Genomic DNA, 16390 nt, shown 5'->3' with positions numbered 1-16390 from the left:
TTGTTATGATAAACTATTTGTTCAGCTGCTCTGAAAACGAACCTGTCCATTCTTGTTCGCAACGATAAACGGGATCGTCGTCCCTAAAGGACGAACGCGCTTATCAAGGTTGTGCGAATTTAACTTAAAAATCCTTTGCCTGCCGCAGCCCTGTCTGTCGATCCGGGCCCATCCTGCAGCAAACAAAGGATTCTCTTCTAAACTTATTTCACGAGTTCGTTCAATTCCTGCACGACATAAGCTTTTCCTCCGGTCAAGGCGCCGACCAGGTTTTGAGCGGCCAGCATCGCCATGTCGTAGCGGGTCTTCGTCGTAGCCGAGCCGATATGCGGCAGTGTCACGACGTTAGGCAGCTTCAGCAGCGGGTTGTCCGGCGATACCGGCTCCTGCTCGAACACGTCCAACCCGGCTCCGCGGATCGTACCGTTTTGCAGCGCTTCGATCATCGCCTGCTCGTCTACCGTTTGTCCCCGCGATGTGTTAATGAAGAAAGCCGTCGGCTTCATCATTTCAAAATGCTCTTTGCGGATGTAATGTACCGTCTGCGGTGTAAGCGGAGTCATCAATACGATGAAATCCGATTCCTTCAGCAAATCTTCCAATGCGCGGTACTGCACGCCGTACTGCTCCTCCGCTTCGGGCTTGCGGCTGCGGTTGTAGTAGAGCACATTCATATCGAAACCGCGCGAGGCGCGTTTGGCAATCGCTTCGCCAATCCGGCCCATGCCGATAATGCCCAGCGTGGCGTGATGAACGTCCATGCCGAACCATTCGTCTTCCTTAATGGCGCCTTTCTGCCATTTGCCCTGCTTCACATAAGAGTCAAGCTCCGCGACCCGTCGTGCCGAGCTTAAAATGAGAGCGAACGCGAGATCGGCTACCGTATCGTCCAAGACATGCGGCGTATGGGTGCCGAGCACGCCCCGGGCTCTCATATCTTCAATATTAAAGTGGTTGTAGCCAACGGAAGAAGTGCTGACCGCACGCAGCCGGGGCGCACGCTCCAACAGCTCGGCATCGATCGATTCTTTATTGACGTACAAGCCATCGAAATCCTTGATCATTTCCAGCAGCTGGGGACGCGGCAATAAACCGCCGCCTTCCCAAATCGTGCAATCGCAATGCTCTTTCAAGTAAGCAACAATAGGATCGGGTAATTTTTGATTGATAAGTACCTTCGGTTTGCTAGCCACGTCTGTTCCTCCATTAAAGTAGCGCTTATTTTACTGCTTCTGCATGAACCGCTTGCTGTTCGGCGGGTAAAACCTCATTCAGGCTGCCGGAACGGTAGCCTTTTAAATCCATAGTGACATAAGTGTAACCGATTTCTTTGAGCTTGGCGTGAACCGTGTCCGCTACGGCGAGCATTTCCGCAAGATCGGCCGGCGGCACTTCGATACGCGCCAGATTGTCATGCTGGCGGACACGCACCTGGCGGAAGCCGAGCTGGATGATAAAGTCCTCAGCCTGGTCGATCATCGACAGCTTCAAGGCGGTGATCGCTTCGCCGTAAGGAATCCTTGAGGACAGGCAGGCAAACGACGGCTTATCCCATGTCCGCAAACCAAACTGCCGCGACATATGGCGGATTTCCGATTTTTTAATGCCCGCTTCCAGCAGCGGAGCGCGGACGCCCTGCTCATGAGCTGCCTGCAGCCCCGGACGATGCTCGCCCAAATCATCCGCGATCGCACCAAAAACAACATGCGCATACCCGCGCTCCCGAGCGATCGGAATCAAATGATCGAACAATGAGTTTTTACAAAAATAGCAGCGGTTTGTCGGATTTTCCGCGTATCCCGGAATATCCAGCTCGCTTGTATGAATAACTGCATGAGGCGCATTCAGCTCTTTCGCGAGTGCGATCGCTTCTTCCTTTTCGCGTACCGGGTACGTCTCGGAGTCGGCGGTAATCGCCAACACGCGGTCAGGCCCGAGAAATTCCAATGCAGCCTTTAACAGAAAAGCACTGTCCACGCCGCCCGAAAATGCAACGACAACCTTATCCATCGACCTCAGGATGTCGCCTAGCTTTTGATACTTTTGTTCCATACTCTCCATCTGTATCCCTCCTGAAGCTTCGTTTAAGACCTGCTTCAATATCGCTCTTATTATAGTCCTTTTTGACCGATTGAAAAAGGGCCTATTTGCAAATGAACGCGAAAAAATAACCGGAGAGCTTATTGGGCTAATGAATCAACTGTTTAAATTGCTCCTTGGGGAGCGGTCTGCTGAAAAAATAACCTTGCGCATGCCGGCATTCTTTGTTCAGCAAAAATTGCAAATCTTCCGTCGTTTCAACGCCTTCGGCGACGACCTCCAGCCGCAAATGGTTCGCCATCGCCAGAATCGTGCTGACGATCGCCGCATTGTCGGGATCCTTGGTGATGTCGCGGATGAAGGACTGGTCGATTTTAAGCTTATGTATAGGTATTTTTTTTAAATATTGCAAGGAGCTGTAGCCCGTCCCGAAATCGTCCATCGAAATGCGGACGCCCAAATCTTTAAGCTCGTTCAGCTTGCGTATAACTTGCTCGATATTGTCCATCGCCATGCTTTCCGTAATTTCCAGCTCCAAATATCGCGGATGCAGGCCTGTTTCCTTCAAAGTTTTCACAATATCTCCGATCAGATTATGCTTTTGAAACTGCCGCAGCGATAAGTTGACGGACACGGTCAGCGCCGGCAAGCCTTCATCCTGCCACTTTTTATTTTGCGAGCAGGCGGTACGCAGCACCCAATCCCCGATCGGCACGATAAGCCCCGTTTCTTCGGCCAACGGAATGAATTCGCCCGGCGAAACCATCCCTTGCTTCGGATGCTGCCAACGGATGAGCGCTTCCATCCCGATCAGCCGATTGTTCTGAATATCGTATTGCGGCTGGTAATACAGCTCGAATTCTTCCCGCTCCAGCGCCTTGCGCAAATCGTACTCGAGCTCGAGCCGCTTCAACGAATCGGTAGCCACCTTGTCCTGCGGCAGCCGGTAAATGCCCTGGCCCTGCTCCTTTTCCAACGATTGCACCAATGCCGCATGCCGCATCAGACTATCCATATCTTTGCCATCCATAGGAAATATGGCCAAGCCGATACTGCAGGAGACGACGAATTCGCGTTCTCTCACTTTGAAAGGCGACATCAGCTGCCGGTGCAGCAATCGGGTTGTTTCAACAATTTCCTCGGTACCGACAACCCGCTTATACAAGACGGCAAATTCGTGATTGCCGATGCGGCTGACCGAGTGGTCGTTCCCAAACATCGCCTGCAGCCGCGCTCCGATCTGCTTCAACAGCAGATCGCCCCAATTATGGCCGAGCGAATCGCTCACCATGTGAAATCGGTCGAGACCGATCAATAATACGGCGAAAGGCGTCGTTTCCTCATGTCCGTTTGCCGCAGCAAGCATCTGGGCGAATTGAATCTGGAACAGCGTACGGTTCGGTAGGCCTGTCAGCGTATCGTGATAAGCCATATGCTCGACAAGCTGCAGAGAGCGCTTAAGCTCGGTAACGTCCCTCATTACGACATAAATATGCTGCGATTGCTCCGCTTCCTCGGGGATAAAACGCAGGCTTAACTGAATGATGTGCCCATCGCGATGACGGATTTCAGCTTCCATATTGCTCGTTCTCCCCTGCAAGCCTCCTTGCAAATGGCGGAAATACGAATCGCGGTGCTCCGCCGGCAGCAATTCCTGCAATGATTGCCGCTCCCAATAATTCGTTCCAAACCCAGTAAACCTGCAGCATTCCTCATTCACTTGCAGTACGTATCCTTGTGCGTCCAACAGCAAAACCCCATCCCCGCTGCGCAAAAACAAAGGGTGCGAAGCAGCCGACGACAGCTTCCTTATTTGATCCATGATGTCCTCTCCCCAACCTGCTTCGATAAGTGAAAGCTCCAATAAGCGGAATGACTATATTGCTGCAAAATGAATTTTGGTATATTATACCACACTTTTCGATAAAATTAGCGAAAATGTCGAAATCCGACCCCCACAAAACGAAGTGCAGCGCATATCCGATTCGTATAATAGGAATGATTTTGTTACAATAAGAATCGGCTTGCAATAGCAGCCATTATTTTAATCCGGGAGGGTAAGGCGTGACGGCGGTTATGGCTGCCTTATGCGCCACATGCGAGATGAGTGACATTCAAACCATCCAAAATAAACTGGAGCAGGCAATCAAGCTGCTGGAAAGCCGCTTTCTGGAGCGCGAGGAACTGATCCGCCTGCTGCTGCTTGGCTTGATGAGCAATGAAAACGTGCTCTTGATCGGACCGCCGGGGACGGCCAAATCGCAGCTCGCCCGCGCCGTCTCCCAGCTGTTCGGAGGCGGGCAATGGTATGACTATTTGCTTACCCGGTTTACCACGCCCGATGAAATGTTCGGGCCCGTCTCCCTGCAGCTGCTCAAACAGGACCAATACGTCCGAAAAACGGACGGTTATTTGCCGTCGGCGGACTTTGCTTTCCTGGACGAAATCTTCAAGGCGAACAGCGCGGTGTTGAACGCGTTGCTGTCGATTCTCAACGAGCGGACCTTTTTCAACGGGCGAAATAAAGAGGCGGTGCCGCTCGTCTTTCTCATGGCCGCCTCCAATGAGCTGCCGGAAGAAAACGAACAGCTGACCGCGCTCTACGACCGTTTCCTGATCCGGTACGAGGTCGGATTCCTGAAGCAGATATCGAGCTACGAACGGATGTTTCAGCTGCCGGATGAGCCGCTCCCGAATTTGCTGAGCCTGCCCGACATCCAGTTCGTCCGTGAAGCCGCGGAGCAAGCCGTTATTCCCGAGCCGCTCATCTATATGCTGTTCCAGCTGAAAACGGATATGGAAGCGAAGGAATTTACAATCTCCGACCGCCGCTGGCGTAAAATCGGTCATATCTGGAAAACATCGGCTGCGTTGAACGGCCGTAATATTGTCCATGTATGGGATACCGTCTATACGCCTCATATGCTGTGGGATTTTCCGGAGGATTTGACGGCGCTGCAGGAATTGTTTCAGAAACGGTTTCAGGATGCACTGAAGCAGGAGTCCGAGCGCGAGCTGCCGCTGCGCGACTATGATCTGATCGCAAAGCGGTGGCTCGATATGGAGGACGAGCTTCACTCCTTTCAATTTAAAAATGAGGTCGGCGGCAGGCAGAGCCGGGAACAACAGGAGCAAATGAAGGAGCGGTTGGAGACATGCCGGATCGAGCTGGAGGAAACAGCCCGGCAGCTGCGCGGCCGGCTGATCCAGTGGCAGCAGCGGGAAAAGGATTTGCCCGGTTACATCCGCAATCAAAACTTTTTGCTGCTGCATACCGATCAATTCGCAGTCAAATATACGCATCTCCGCATTCAGGGCGAGCGGATTTTGCAGACGCTGCAAGGATTGTACCGGACCTTGTTCGAACGGGAAATACCGGGCTTGCAGTACGATTACACGCTCTGAAGAACGTGATGTACATCCATTTTGCCGGCGGTGAACGAATATGATGATCCAATGTGCGCGAATCGACCGATATGTGTTCGACGGTTATGTCCATTCCTCCCGCACGGCCCAGGAGTGGATTCGCGAGGCGCAATCAGCAGCAGCCTGGTTTTCGGTGGAGCTGTTTGCCGATTTTTTCATGTGCTTTTATTTGCCGCAGCCGGAGGTCGATCGGTCCAAGGAGGCCGCTCCCTTCCACCGCTGGCTGATCGGTCAGCTGCGAAAGCAGTTTTTTTACCGGTCGATTCATCCAAGAACGATAGGCGAAGTCAACGCATCCTTCAAAACCGCTCTGAAAGCGTTGATGTGGCTGACGGAGAGCTATGCCGAAGAAGTTCGGCAGCGCAAGCAGGATGAGCAGTTGATCAGCGCCGGCTTGAACGAAAAACGTCCGATGCAGGGGCAGGAAAATCCGCAAATCAACGAGCGCTTGTCGGAAAAGCAGATCGAGCGGCTGAAGCTGGTCGGCTATACGCTGCAGCAGGGCAAGCAGCGCGTCGAGGAGCAGCAGGCCGGACTCGACTCGAGGCCTCTGGTCGAAGCGGAAATCGTAAGGCTGAAGGAACGTATACAGGAGTACCAGGATGAGATGCGCACCGACTTCATGAGGCGGGACAAAGCGAAGCAAAAGCTGAAAAAAGCGGAGAACGAGCTGGAGCAGCGGAAACGACAGCTGGAACGCCATACGAAGCGGGAGCGCGACACATTTCGGCAGCTCGAGGAGCAGCTCGGCCAATGGCTGAACCGTTCGCTGAAGAAAAGCTTAAGCCGCGAGGATCGGGAAAGTCTGGACGTGCACGAGCTGCTGCAAGCCAGCCAGCGTATTGCGAACCGGCAATGGGGCAGCGATCTTGGTCGGCTGCACCGGCAGGAATTCGCCAACTACTTGGCATGGATCGACAAGCTGAAGCGGCATCCCGAGCTGATTTCATTTTTGCAGGAGGTCGGACGCAACGTTCAGCAGCTGAAGGCGAAGCGCAAAAAAATGCGTTCCCCCCACATTCCTGAGGCGTATGACGACCTCCGCCAGTCCGGCGACATCTCGCACATGCTCGCCAGCGAAGCCAGTCTTCTATCCGACGAAGACTATGAAATGTATTTTGCGGTCAAATGGCTGGACCGCAAGCTGTTGACCTACAACGTATCCGGCGCAACCGACGAACCGCAAAAAGGTCCGGTGGTGTGCATGCTCGATACGTCTCATTCCATGCGCGGCAGCAAGCTGCGGATCGCGCAAATTTTTGTGGCGACGTTCGCCGCCTTCAGCCTGCTGGAGCGCCGCGACTTCGTGCTGCTCTTGTTCGGCGCGCGGGGCGAGCTCATCGAGCAGCCGCTGTATTGGCGCAAGCCGGACTGGCCCGCGTTTTACGCGCTCAGCCGGCTCGCCTTCGGCGGCGGCACCCACTTCGATGCGCCGATCCGGCGCGGCATCGAGCTTGTGGAGTCGCAGCCGCGCTTCGCGGATGCGGATTTCGTCATGGTCACCGATGGCATCGGGACCATCGGCGCGGCTGTTCGGCAGCAGCTGGCCGAACTCGGGGCGCGCAAGCAGGTGCGGCTGCACTCGCTCATTATCGGCAGCGCGCGCAGGCACTTGGTCAACCGGTACGACATATTGGGCGTATCGCACCAGGTGCGGTTCGCCGCCACCTGGGAAGCCCAGGATGCGGATAAGGGAGAGCTGCTGCTCGACGTGTTCCGCAAACGATGAGCGGCAGGTGCGCGGACTGCGGCTTCATGCCGCCGTGCGGTTTGCCTGCAACTGTACGGCCGGACACAACGCCGTGAGGCCTTCGGAAATCCCGAAGGCCTCGTTTGGCAAGCAGGATCCGGGCATGACCGTTCAGTCCATCGACAGCACCATTGAATCTAGAGACTCCAGAGTCCTTAATGGCGCTCAAACGAATCGTTTATTCAAAGCTAATGGACTTAGGGAGCGGCAATGATCCGAATGAGCGATTGGCTTGCCCCATAGCGTATCACATGTCAGTCAGAATTTAAGAGGCAACAAATCGCGGCAAATAGCGGGTGCCCAGTCCTTTAGCGCAGCGATGAAGCGCCTTGACGAAATACGCTGCACGGATGAATACTCTTTTACGGCTTGATCGGAAAGCCTTCTTCTTGACCGAGGCGAAAGCCTGCCCATTTTAGTCAGCAAAAAAGGCTCCCCCGCCAGTAAATTTGCCTACCGTGGGGATAGCCCGCCCGTCCGCTATCTCGTTATTTTCTTGACTTGCGCCTGTTTCCGGCAAACGTTCGTGCCGCAGCACGTGGTTAATCGCCGCTGCCATCCTGAATAAAAAAACGCCATACGTCCTGCCAGTTATGAACCCTCACATATCCTGTCTCGTGAATATTGTACTGCGCCGTAAACAAGATTCCTTGACCGACAAAACGTTGAAAACGGTTGACCGTGTCATCGATCAAATAATCCGCCTGAATGATACTTTTGTCGCCGCAAAAGACAAAATGCGTATCCGGAATAAAGGGAAAATGCTCCTTAAGCCATTCATATTTGGCTGTAAAGGAAGATCAGCTTTTTTTCTTTGGAATCGACAAAGTGATATACCGGTCGCCAAGCTGCATTTTCGCCAAATAAAGCACTTGGCCCAAATGCTCCGAAAAATGAGTGGCGCACTGGCTCAGCAGCTCATAGACCGTTACCTGCTTATCTCTAGCCGGCACAAGCTCGTACAGCCGCTCTTCACTCACCGTCGAGGCGGTATGAAGCAGCAGCTCGAATGATTGATTCAGCCGGCGGATCAGCTCCTCCGCACCCGCATGAACGCCGTTGTCAAACTCGCTATCCCGGTCGCGACGGTCCTCGCCGCCAAGCAGCGTGGATTCGATGCGTTGATGGATGTTTCCTTCAATATGCACGATCAGGTTCGCAATGCTGTTGCTTTCCTCGTTCGGACGCCAGTTCACCTGTTCGTCGGACAACTGCCGGACTGCCGCAATCATCCGGTCGCGAATGTCCGACAGCTTGACGACCCAATTCTTTTTTACCAGCTCAACCAGTCCTTGTCCGCTTACGCTCATTCTTCCTCTCCTCCATATCGCAATATGATGTTAAAAGTTCTATGAGTGCATTCGATGCCGCATGCGAAATTTCCTTCATTTTTCCATTTATAAATATTATTCCTCTTCGGATTTGCGCCTGATCTTATCGACAATATGCTCCAGCGGCTCCGGCTGCAGCAGCTCGACAGGCAAAATGCCTTTGTCGAACATCAGCCCCTCTCCTTCGATGAGAACGACGTATCTCTCGCCCAGCTTCGCAATGTGCAGCATGTCCCCGAAATCGGCAAGCAGCGCTTTGACGGACATATGTCCGAGCTTCAGCTTCATTTCAATGTCCGGCTTCTGTTCAATCATGATGGAAGAAGCTTCCAGCACTTGCTCTTGAGACCATTTTTCCTGAAGCTCGCGCTGCTCGGCACAGGCCCACAGCTCCGTTTCCTCCATTTCTTTCTCGCGCGCCTCCGGGTTATCCTCATACACCTGCTCGATATATTCATGAACGAAGCCGAGCACCTGCTCATTCATCATTTCCGGCATCGATTTCTCGTACTCGACATATTTCAAAAAATCTTCAAAATAGCGCGCGTGCGACGATTGGTGGATTTTCAGCTCCCACGGTTCCAGTATCCCTTCCTCGGGCATATGCGGATACATGATCGACTTCATATTTTTCGCGTTAATGGCCATCTCAACTTTGTTTAACAGGCTGCGCTCATCGGTGATCCGGGCAATTTTTTGCTCGAAATCGCATTTCAGCACGAAAATAAACGGCTCGTCAAACAGCTTGCTGTGCTTGGCCCGAACGACGAACAGCGCCCCGCCGCGAATCGCTCCCGTATCCATGTACGCTTGAGCCAGCGCTTCCGCATGCTCCGTATACAAGTCCATCGTCTCTGCCACGCGCAGCCGTGCAAATAAATTATAATTCGGATTGCTGTCCAGATCGTAGCCCGGCTCCACGGCAAAGCGGCCGATTTTGGTCGGCACCTGCTCGGCCTTCGGATTGCGCTCGGCGGCTCGCTTGGCGATTTTGGAAAACTCACCGCCCAAAAACGAGCTTAGCTCGCTTTCCGCATAGTCGTCCCCGTCCAGCGTTTGATAATGCTTGCAGCGTTTGCCGCTCTGCCCCTCCCCGTCATCGGTTTGAATGACAAAGAATGAAATAGCTTCCACTTCGAACTTCATTGTTTACAAGCTCCCCTATGTATGCATGATGAAGTAAAACAAAAAACCCGCCCCATCGCTGTCAAACAGCCTCCAAGGCGGGTTCCTTCATCGTAACACAGGATTAAACAAGCGGCAATGCTTCGCTGGTCGCAATCGGGACCGGCCTACATAATGACGCCGCAGGCAATGCGCGCGCCGGAATTTCCGGCAGGGTCAGTCTTATAATCGTCCGGTGATTCATGAATCACCAAAGCCGTTCCGCCCGGCTTCAACAAAGAGTTCGCTTTGTCTTTCACCAGCGTCACTTTCTTGTCGATGAATTCCGCCTTCGCTTTGCCGTCGGAGCCGACTTCCAAATTCAGAAGATCTCCTGCATGGTAGCCTTCCGGATTTTCAAAGCCGTGCTTTTTCCCTTCAGGGTTAAAGTGCTCTCCGGCGGATTTGAAATCCGGTGTCGTGCATACGCCTGTCTGGTGAATATGGATGCCATGCTTGCCCGGAGTCAATCCGGATACATCGACCTGCAGCCTAACCCCTTCAACCGCTTGCGATAGTACAGCCGAGCCGATTTTGGCGCCCTTGCTGTCAATGATGTCGATCTTTTTGGATTCGACCGTCGGCTCTTTGGCCGTTTCGACGGACGTCGAAGGACTGACCGGCGCGGGACTGTCCGCAGAGTGCTGATGAGCCGGTCCGCGGCTGATGACCGTCGGCTGGATTCCCCACTCGCATCCGCTGAACAGCAGCGCAAAACTAAGGGCGATGGCCCCTTGTGCAGCAAATTTGTTCATGACTCTTTCCTCCATAGGGTGAATGGTACTTGCTAACAACTTTCATTGTACCCAATGGAAAAAGAGTTAAACCCTCTCAGCCGTTAAAAAAAGGATTGCGCCATTCCATCAGCATAGCGTAGTTCCGCGATTCTTCATCCTCGAGATAGCCATGCACCAGCTTGACCGGCGTGCGCCCGCAGCGCAGCAGGAATGTCAGCACCGGATCCTTGAGCCTTCCTTCCAGAACCGCGGCCGCATACTGCCCGGCTGTCATGGCATCCGCATGTTTGCCATAGCCAGGCATCCGGCCTCCGCCCAGCAGCCGCTTTAACTTCAGGGCGACCACCACTTCGTACATCGATTGCATCAGCAGCTTGCCCAGCCCGAACTTGCGGTAAGCCGGGAGCGCGCAAATATCGACGATATACAGTGTGTCGCCCGCCGGATTATGGCTGCGGATATAACCGTTATCCGTCATGTCAGCCCATGTATGATCATCGTGCTTTGGATCCACGTCAACCAACAGCCCTGTAATCGAAGCGACCGGCTTGCCCGCAATTTCAACGCACAGCGCCCCCTGCGGAAATAAGGAGACATGGTTGCTCAGCTGCTCTTCATTCCACCACAGCTCCGAAGGAAAAGGCGGCGGGAAGCTCTGCTTTTGAATATCGATAAGATCGGCGAAATCATTCTCCGTATAAGAGCGGATTCGCGCCGGAATCGGGCGGTCCTGATCAAAAATATACTGCTCCTTGCAATATAGCCTTTCGGACATCGGTTTCCCTCCCGTCACGAACGTTCAGCTCCAATCGGTGTACAGGTCCGTCCTGCGGTCTCGCCACGTCGTGACGGAGCCTTTATCCCGTACCTGATGCAGCAGGCCGATATCCAAATCGGCGGTAATCACCATGTCATGGTTAATTTCGCCGGCAGCCAGCACGCCTCCCGGAGGAAACGGAACGTCGTTCGGCGTAATAACGGCCGCCTGACCGTAATTGCCTCTCATGAAATCCACCGTCGGCAGAGAGCCGATTGTCCCTGTAGTAACCACGTAGACTTGATTTTCAATCGTGCGCGCATGACAGGTATAACGGACACGGTGAAAGCCGTGCCGGTCGTCCGTGCAGGACGGGCAAAAAATAACGTCGGCCCCACGCGCCCTCGCCATCCGCACAATTTCCGGAAACTCGATGTCGTAGCAGATGAGGATGGCGATCCGACCTTTCGCCGTATCGAATACTTGCAAGCCGTCGCCTGCGGCCATGTTCCATCCGTGCACTTCCGTCGGCGTAATATGCAGCTTCCGCTGCTCCGCGATCGTACCGTCCGGATAAAACAAAAAAGCCGTATTATACAAGCGGCCGTTCTCTTCGACGATATGCGTGCCGCCGATCAGATGAATGCCCGTGCTCCGGGCCAACGAAACGAACAGCTGCTTATACGCCTCCGTATAGGCCGGCAGTTCTTCGATGGTTAACGCGCCGGGATCGTTTTTTCCCCCGCCTATCGACATTAATTGCGTAGTAAACAGCTCGGGAAACAGAACAAAGTCGGTTTCAAATTCCTCTGCGGTTTTCACATAATGGATGACCTGCGCAGCAAATTCCTCAAAGCTTTTGATGGTATGCAAATGATACTGGACTGCCGATACTCGAAGCTTCATGCGATTTCCTCCTGATCGTTCAACCGATTTACTGTTGCCTCCTGATTTCTTGAATACAACGGTCAGCCGCGTCCTGATCGACACGATCCGTATCCGGTTCCTTTTCCGGACTCAGCCCGATGGGTTTGTTCTCCGTCCGCTGCTCCTCGATCGGTTCAAAAAACAAAATATGCGGCTTTTTCAAGCACCAGGTCGTCATGCATCTCATGTTCTCCACATTGACGGTCTTAAGCGGCTCCAGCATCATGCCCTGCAGCTTCTCCGTCATTTTCACAAGCCGCTCCTCGTCGACGAGAAACCGCTCACTCCCGTCCGGAAGCCTGTAACGCGAAGCGCCGAGCGGTTCCACCTTATCCTCGATGCCGATCGAAGACGCCAGCCTTGCGAACAGCAGCCCGCCCGGACGCAGCACCCGCCACAGCTCTTGCACCATCTGTATAAAATGCGCCTCGTGTTCGGCAAAATGGAGCACCGCATTACAGATGACGACGTCAAAACTGTCGTTGGCAAAGCTCATTTTATCAACCGGCTCGACACGGACCCGCTCATCCGACCAGTCCGGCGCCAGCTTGGCCCCCAGCCGCCGGACGCCGGCGACTGCTTCCTCCGAGCGGTCGACCGCGTACACCTTGTAGCCGCTGCGCAAAAAGTAGACCAGGTTGCGGCCGTTGCCGCAGCCTGCGTCCAGGATGCGCTTCTCAGGCGTAATCCTGCCTTTCAACAGCTGATCGAACAAATAAATATCGATATCGCCAAACAGCTCGCGAGGGTTCATCTCCGCTATCAGCTCTCTTTTCCGTTACTCGTTCCATACAGTTTTCGTGCAGATAGTATACCATCATTATGCGAATAAGACCATGCTTGACCTGATGAAACGACGTCAAGGCTCGCACCAATAAGCCTTTGCAGGCTTACCCGATAAGTAAGCTCGCAAAGGCTCGCGATGGGCGGCGGCTAACGTCTGCCCGTTTTTCGAACAATCCGATCCTGACTGGTTACGGACTGCCGCTGGAACGATTAAATTCCGTTCGTCTTGCCGCCATTGACGGACAAACATTGTCCGGTAATGAACTTCGCTTCGTCCGAAGCGAGAAAGGATACCGCCGCGGCAATATCGTACGGCTCTCCCATATGCTTAAGCGGCACCGTACTCTGATAGCCCCCGGTGTCCGCTCCCGCATGCCGTTCCACTGGAATCCAGCCGGGTGCGACCAGATTGACGCGGATGCCCTGCGGTCCCAGCTCGTTGGCCCATGACCGGGTCATCCCGATCATCGCCGATTTCGCGGTCACGTAACTGGAAAACCGCTCGTTGCCCAGCTGTACGACCTCGCTGCCAATGTTGACGATGCTGCCCGCCGTTTTTGCCTTCATTCCCGGCAGGACGGCTTTGACCAACAGCAGCGGCGCTTTCACGAAAAACTGAAGCTGAGCCGAATACGTGGCCCATGTCTCCTCCTCGATCGGCAGCATCGGCTGCGGTCCGGTCGCGTTGTTGACCAGCACATCAACTGTCCGGCCGAACGTTTGCCGAACGTCTTCCACGAGCCGCTCCACTTCGTCTTCGTCTGTAATATCGGCGCGGAAAGCCCGGGCCGTACCGCCTTCCCCCGCGATGAGCCGTACCGTCTCTTCCGCATCAATTTCGCTGTTCGCATAATTGACGGCGACAAACGCGCCCTGACGTGCCAGCTCGATACAAATCCAGCGGCCCAATCCGCGAGAACCGCCGGTAACGAGAGCAAGCTTCCCGGCGCATTTGCCTGTCTTGTTCATTGCTTGCATATCCATCTTCCCACCCTATCCGCTTGAACTTTAATGCGCGTACCCGCCGTTTCCGGCAGCGCCCAAATACAGCTCCTTCAAGGGTACCATAGATTCCTGCGGAACGTAATATTTAAACGGATTATCGTCAATGACGCCAAGCAGCTGCTTGCGGATCGGGGTTGCATCCCTCAACAGCTTCTCCGATGCGATGCGGTAATCGATCGGACGCATCCAAATCGGGCTATAGCCGAGAAACAGCTGTCGGCGGGTGAAATCCGACCGGTTTGGTGCACCTGCATGCCATAGATTTTGCGCGAAAATAAACACATCGCCCGGCTTGCCGCACACTTGCAGCTCTCCCCGTACGGAATTGCGGACATCCTGATGGTCGGGATGGAACGGCTTGTTGTGCGAGCCCGGGATGATTTTCGTATTGCCGCGGTCCGGCTCGGACATATCGCTTAATATATAACAAGTCTTAATGTAGTAGGTTGACGTAATTCCGTTCATGCTCGGAAACTGCGGGTGCGGTCCGTCCTGATGCCAGTTTATAAAGCTTTGCGACTCGGTCTTTAAGTCCTGCGGATTCGGCTTGCGGATCGTAAGATGGGAAATATGGAGCTGGATGTTGAAGCCGAGCAAATTTACGATCAGCGGCAAAATCGTCGGTTCATCAATCAACGATGCGATCTCCCCGTGCCTTTCCACACTATTGTAAATGTTATGCGCCAACGCATCCGGCTCTTCTGCGACAATCTCGTCGACGGCTGCGTTCAGACGCTCCACCTTGGCCTCCGGCAGCACGTTCGGGAGGAGTAAATAACCTTGCTCATGAAACTGTGTCATTAATTCGGCAATATTCAAGTCCCCGGAACTCATATTTATCCACTCCTTGTTTACGGATCAATGCATTGCGTTCCTATTTTAAATAACCAAGATCTTTCAGCTGTTTTTCGGCGGCATCCATGTAAGCCTTGTAATTCATCGAGCCTTCCAACGTCTTCAGAAAGCTGTCGTACTCGCTGAGCGGTCGTTTGCCGTAAATAAATTTGGCCAGCTCCTCTTCGATATACCGTCCCGCATCCGCCGCGTTATAGCCGTTCGGATAGTCGACAAAACCGTTGAGCGCCTGGATTCTTGGCTGTTTGTTGGCAAATTCGATGTAAGGCGTCTGCTTCGCGAACTTCACCTGCAAATATTCCATTTCCGGCCGGCCCGTAAATTGATACAACCAGAAATAACCGCCTTCCTTGCCCATCAGATCGGTAGGCATCACTTTGCCGCCTTCGAGGTTGTAATGCTTGCCTTTTATACCGTACTGCACCAGCAATGAGCCATCCTTGCCGGAAACGTAATTCAGCAGCTCGAATACTTTTTGCAGCTTTTCCGGGTTTTTCTCCAGCGCCTTCGGAATCGCATACAGACCCGGCGTTTTGCCGATATCCCATGCACTGGCGTTTTTGAGTCCGCCCGGTCCTTTTAACGTCTCGATCTGAACCCACTCCGCCTTCGGATTGACCGCTTTAATCTGCTCGACGAACTGATCTTTCGTCATGTTCGGCCAGTCAATGTAAATGATGCCGGCTTGCCCTTTGATGGCCTTTTGCTGATGCTGCAGTCCGGAGTTCGCCATTAATTCGGGATCGACCGCGCCGGAATCGGTCAGCTTCCTAATAAACGCCAGCGCATCCTTCATGCCCGAATCGTACAGCGCGTTGACCAGCTTGTTGTCCTTCACGTACAGACTCGGGGCCCCTGCGTCAAAGCCGATGCCATACGCTCCGAAGACGGTGTAAAAAGCGCCGAGCCTGCCGCCGGTAATGCCGAACGTATCTTTTTTGCCGTTGCCGTCCGGATCCTTATCCGTAAACGCTTTGGCCACTTCAAGCAGCTCGTCGGTGGTCGTCGGCATTTTCATGCCCAGCTTGTCGAGCCAGTCCTTGCGGATAAAATACGTATCGTAAGGAATTTGCGAAGATTTGGCGATCGCGTATACCTTGCCGTTCATCGTCCCCTTCTTCAGGCTGTCCTCTCCGGTAAAATCTTTTACCGGCTTCAATTTATCCATATAGGGCGTCAAATCCAGCAGCAGCCCCTGCTCGGAAAACTGCTTCAGCTGCTGCCTGTCGACGGCAAACAGATCGGGGAAGTTCGCCGATGCCATGCGCACGTTCAGCTGATTTTTGTAATCGTCGTTGGAGGCGTATACCGTTAAATTCAAGTCGGTGCCGAGAGCTTTGTCCAGCTCCTGCTTAATAATGTCCTGATCGGGCGAAGGCAGTCCGTTGCCGGTCTCGATGATGTTCAATTTGACCGGACCAGCGGTTTTGGCCGCTGCCGGAGCGTCTTTGGCCGGCTGTCCCGACGCGGGGGGTGCCGGAGCCGGAGTTGTTGTCCCCCCTGCCGTACCGCCGCCCGAACCGCCGCAGCCCGCCAGCATTGCGCCCCCAACCATCAGTAACGCCATCGAAAGCGTAAGTGCTTTTACTTGCCTCATTCAAATCCCCTTCTT

14 protein-coding genes and 1 pseudogene are annotated in these 16390 nt (G+C 53.8%); 2 read left to right on the top strand and 13 right to left on the bottom strand.

Translation table 11 applies throughout. The features are described 5' to 3' along the window. Window positions 1–203 precede the first annotated feature (203 nt). The 3 genes from E1757_RS07440 to E1757_RS07430 form a co-directional block, all read right to left on the bottom strand. On the bottom strand, window positions 204–1193 hold the full coding sequence (locus tag E1757_RS07440) for a 2-hydroxyacid dehydrogenase (protein ID WP_133226244.1): 990 nt from the start codon (window positions 1191–1193) through the stop codon (window positions 204–206). A 25-nt stretch (window positions 1194–1218) separates the two neighbouring features. Then, complete coding sequence (larE, locus tag E1757_RS07435) at window positions 1219–2061, bottom strand: ATP-dependent sacrificial sulfur transferase LarE (protein WP_133226242.1); 843 nt, start codon at window positions 2059–2061, stop codon at window positions 1219–1221. Window positions 2062–2188: 127 nt separating this feature from the next. After that, on the bottom strand, window positions 2189–3862 hold the full coding sequence (locus E1757_RS07430; RefSeq protein ID WP_133226240.1) for a putative bifunctional diguanylate cyclase/phosphodiesterase: 1674 nt from the start codon (window positions 3860–3862) through the stop codon (window positions 2189–2191). A 281-nt stretch (window positions 3863–4143) separates the two neighbouring features. Here E1757_RS07430 and E1757_RS07425 point away from each other — a divergent pair, with 281 nt between their 5' ends. Next, entirely contained in the window at window positions 4144–5445 is a 1302-nt protein-coding gene (locus E1757_RS07425; RefSeq protein WP_133226660.1) for an AAA family ATPase, read from the top strand. A 40-nt stretch (window positions 5446–5485) separates the two neighbouring features. After that, window positions 5486–7195, top strand: a complete 1710-nt coding sequence (locus E1757_RS07420; RefSeq protein WP_133226238.1) for a vWA domain-containing protein — start codon at window positions 5486–5488, stop codon at window positions 7193–7195. A 563-nt stretch (window positions 7196–7758) separates the two neighbouring features. On the opposite strand, the pseudogene E1757_RS07415 reads toward E1757_RS07420, so the two are convergent. From E1757_RS07415 to E1757_RS07370, 10 genes and pseudogenes are all read right to left on the bottom strand, one after another. Next, window positions 7759–7995 (bottom strand): annotated as a pseudogene (locus tag E1757_RS07415) (5' nucleotidase, NT5C type); the annotation flags it as partial. A 21-nt stretch (window positions 7996–8016) separates the two neighbouring features. Continuing rightward, a complete protein-coding gene (locus tag E1757_RS07410; protein WP_133226234.1) occupies window positions 8017–8526 on the bottom strand; it encodes a DinB family protein in 510 nt (169 codons plus the stop codon). A 96-nt stretch (window positions 8527–8622) separates the two neighbouring features. Next, a complete protein-coding gene (locus E1757_RS07405) occupies window positions 8623–9693 on the bottom strand; it encodes a DUF3900 domain-containing protein (RefSeq protein ID WP_133226232.1) in 1071 nt (356 codons plus the stop codon). Window positions 9694–9839: 146 nt separating this feature from the next. Next, window positions 9840–10466: a superoxide dismutase family protein gene (locus tag E1757_RS07400; RefSeq protein WP_133226230.1), complete on the bottom strand. Its 627-nt coding sequence runs from the start codon at window positions 10464–10466 to the stop codon at window positions 9840–9842. Between the two features lie 76 nt (window positions 10467–10542). Further along, entirely contained in the window at window positions 10543–11223 is a 681-nt protein-coding gene (locus E1757_RS07395; protein WP_133226228.1) for a GNAT family N-acetyltransferase, read from the bottom strand. Window positions 11224–11247: 24 nt separating this feature from the next. Further along, the gene (locus E1757_RS07390) at window positions 11248–12111 is read right to left on the bottom strand and encodes a carbon-nitrogen hydrolase family protein (protein ID WP_133226226.1); all 864 of its coding nucleotides are present in this window, start codon (window positions 12109–12111) and stop codon (window positions 11248–11250) included. A 28-nt stretch (window positions 12112–12139) separates the two neighbouring features. Then, the gene (locus tag E1757_RS07385; RefSeq protein WP_133226224.1) at window positions 12140–12886 is read right to left on the bottom strand and encodes a class I SAM-dependent methyltransferase; all 747 of its coding nucleotides are present in this window, start codon (window positions 12884–12886) and stop codon (window positions 12140–12142) included. 242 nt (window positions 12887–13128) lie between these two features. Beyond that, window positions 13129–13896 (bottom strand): SDR family oxidoreductase, encoded by a 768-nt coding sequence (locus tag E1757_RS07380; protein WP_246079060.1) that lies wholly within the window; start codon window positions 13894–13896, stop codon window positions 13129–13131. Window positions 13897–13926: 30 nt separating this feature from the next. Then, on the bottom strand, window positions 13927–14757 hold the full coding sequence (locus tag E1757_RS07375; RefSeq protein ID WP_133226222.1) for a phytanoyl-CoA dioxygenase family protein: 831 nt from the start codon (window positions 14755–14757) through the stop codon (window positions 13927–13929). 40 nt (window positions 14758–14797) lie between these two features. Then, entirely contained in the window at window positions 14798–16375 is a 1578-nt protein-coding gene (locus tag E1757_RS07370) for an extracellular solute-binding protein (protein WP_133226220.1), read from the bottom strand. Window positions 16376–16390 lie beyond the last annotated feature (15 nt).

Source organism: Paenibacillus piri (genome assembly GCF_004354045.1).
Taxonomy (GTDB): Bacteria; Bacillota; Bacilli; order Paenibacillales; family NBRC-103111; genus Paenibacillus_S; species Paenibacillus_S piri.
The sequence above is the reverse complement of the archived record's forward strand: the minus strand, read 5'-3'. Positions and strand labels throughout refer to the sequence as shown.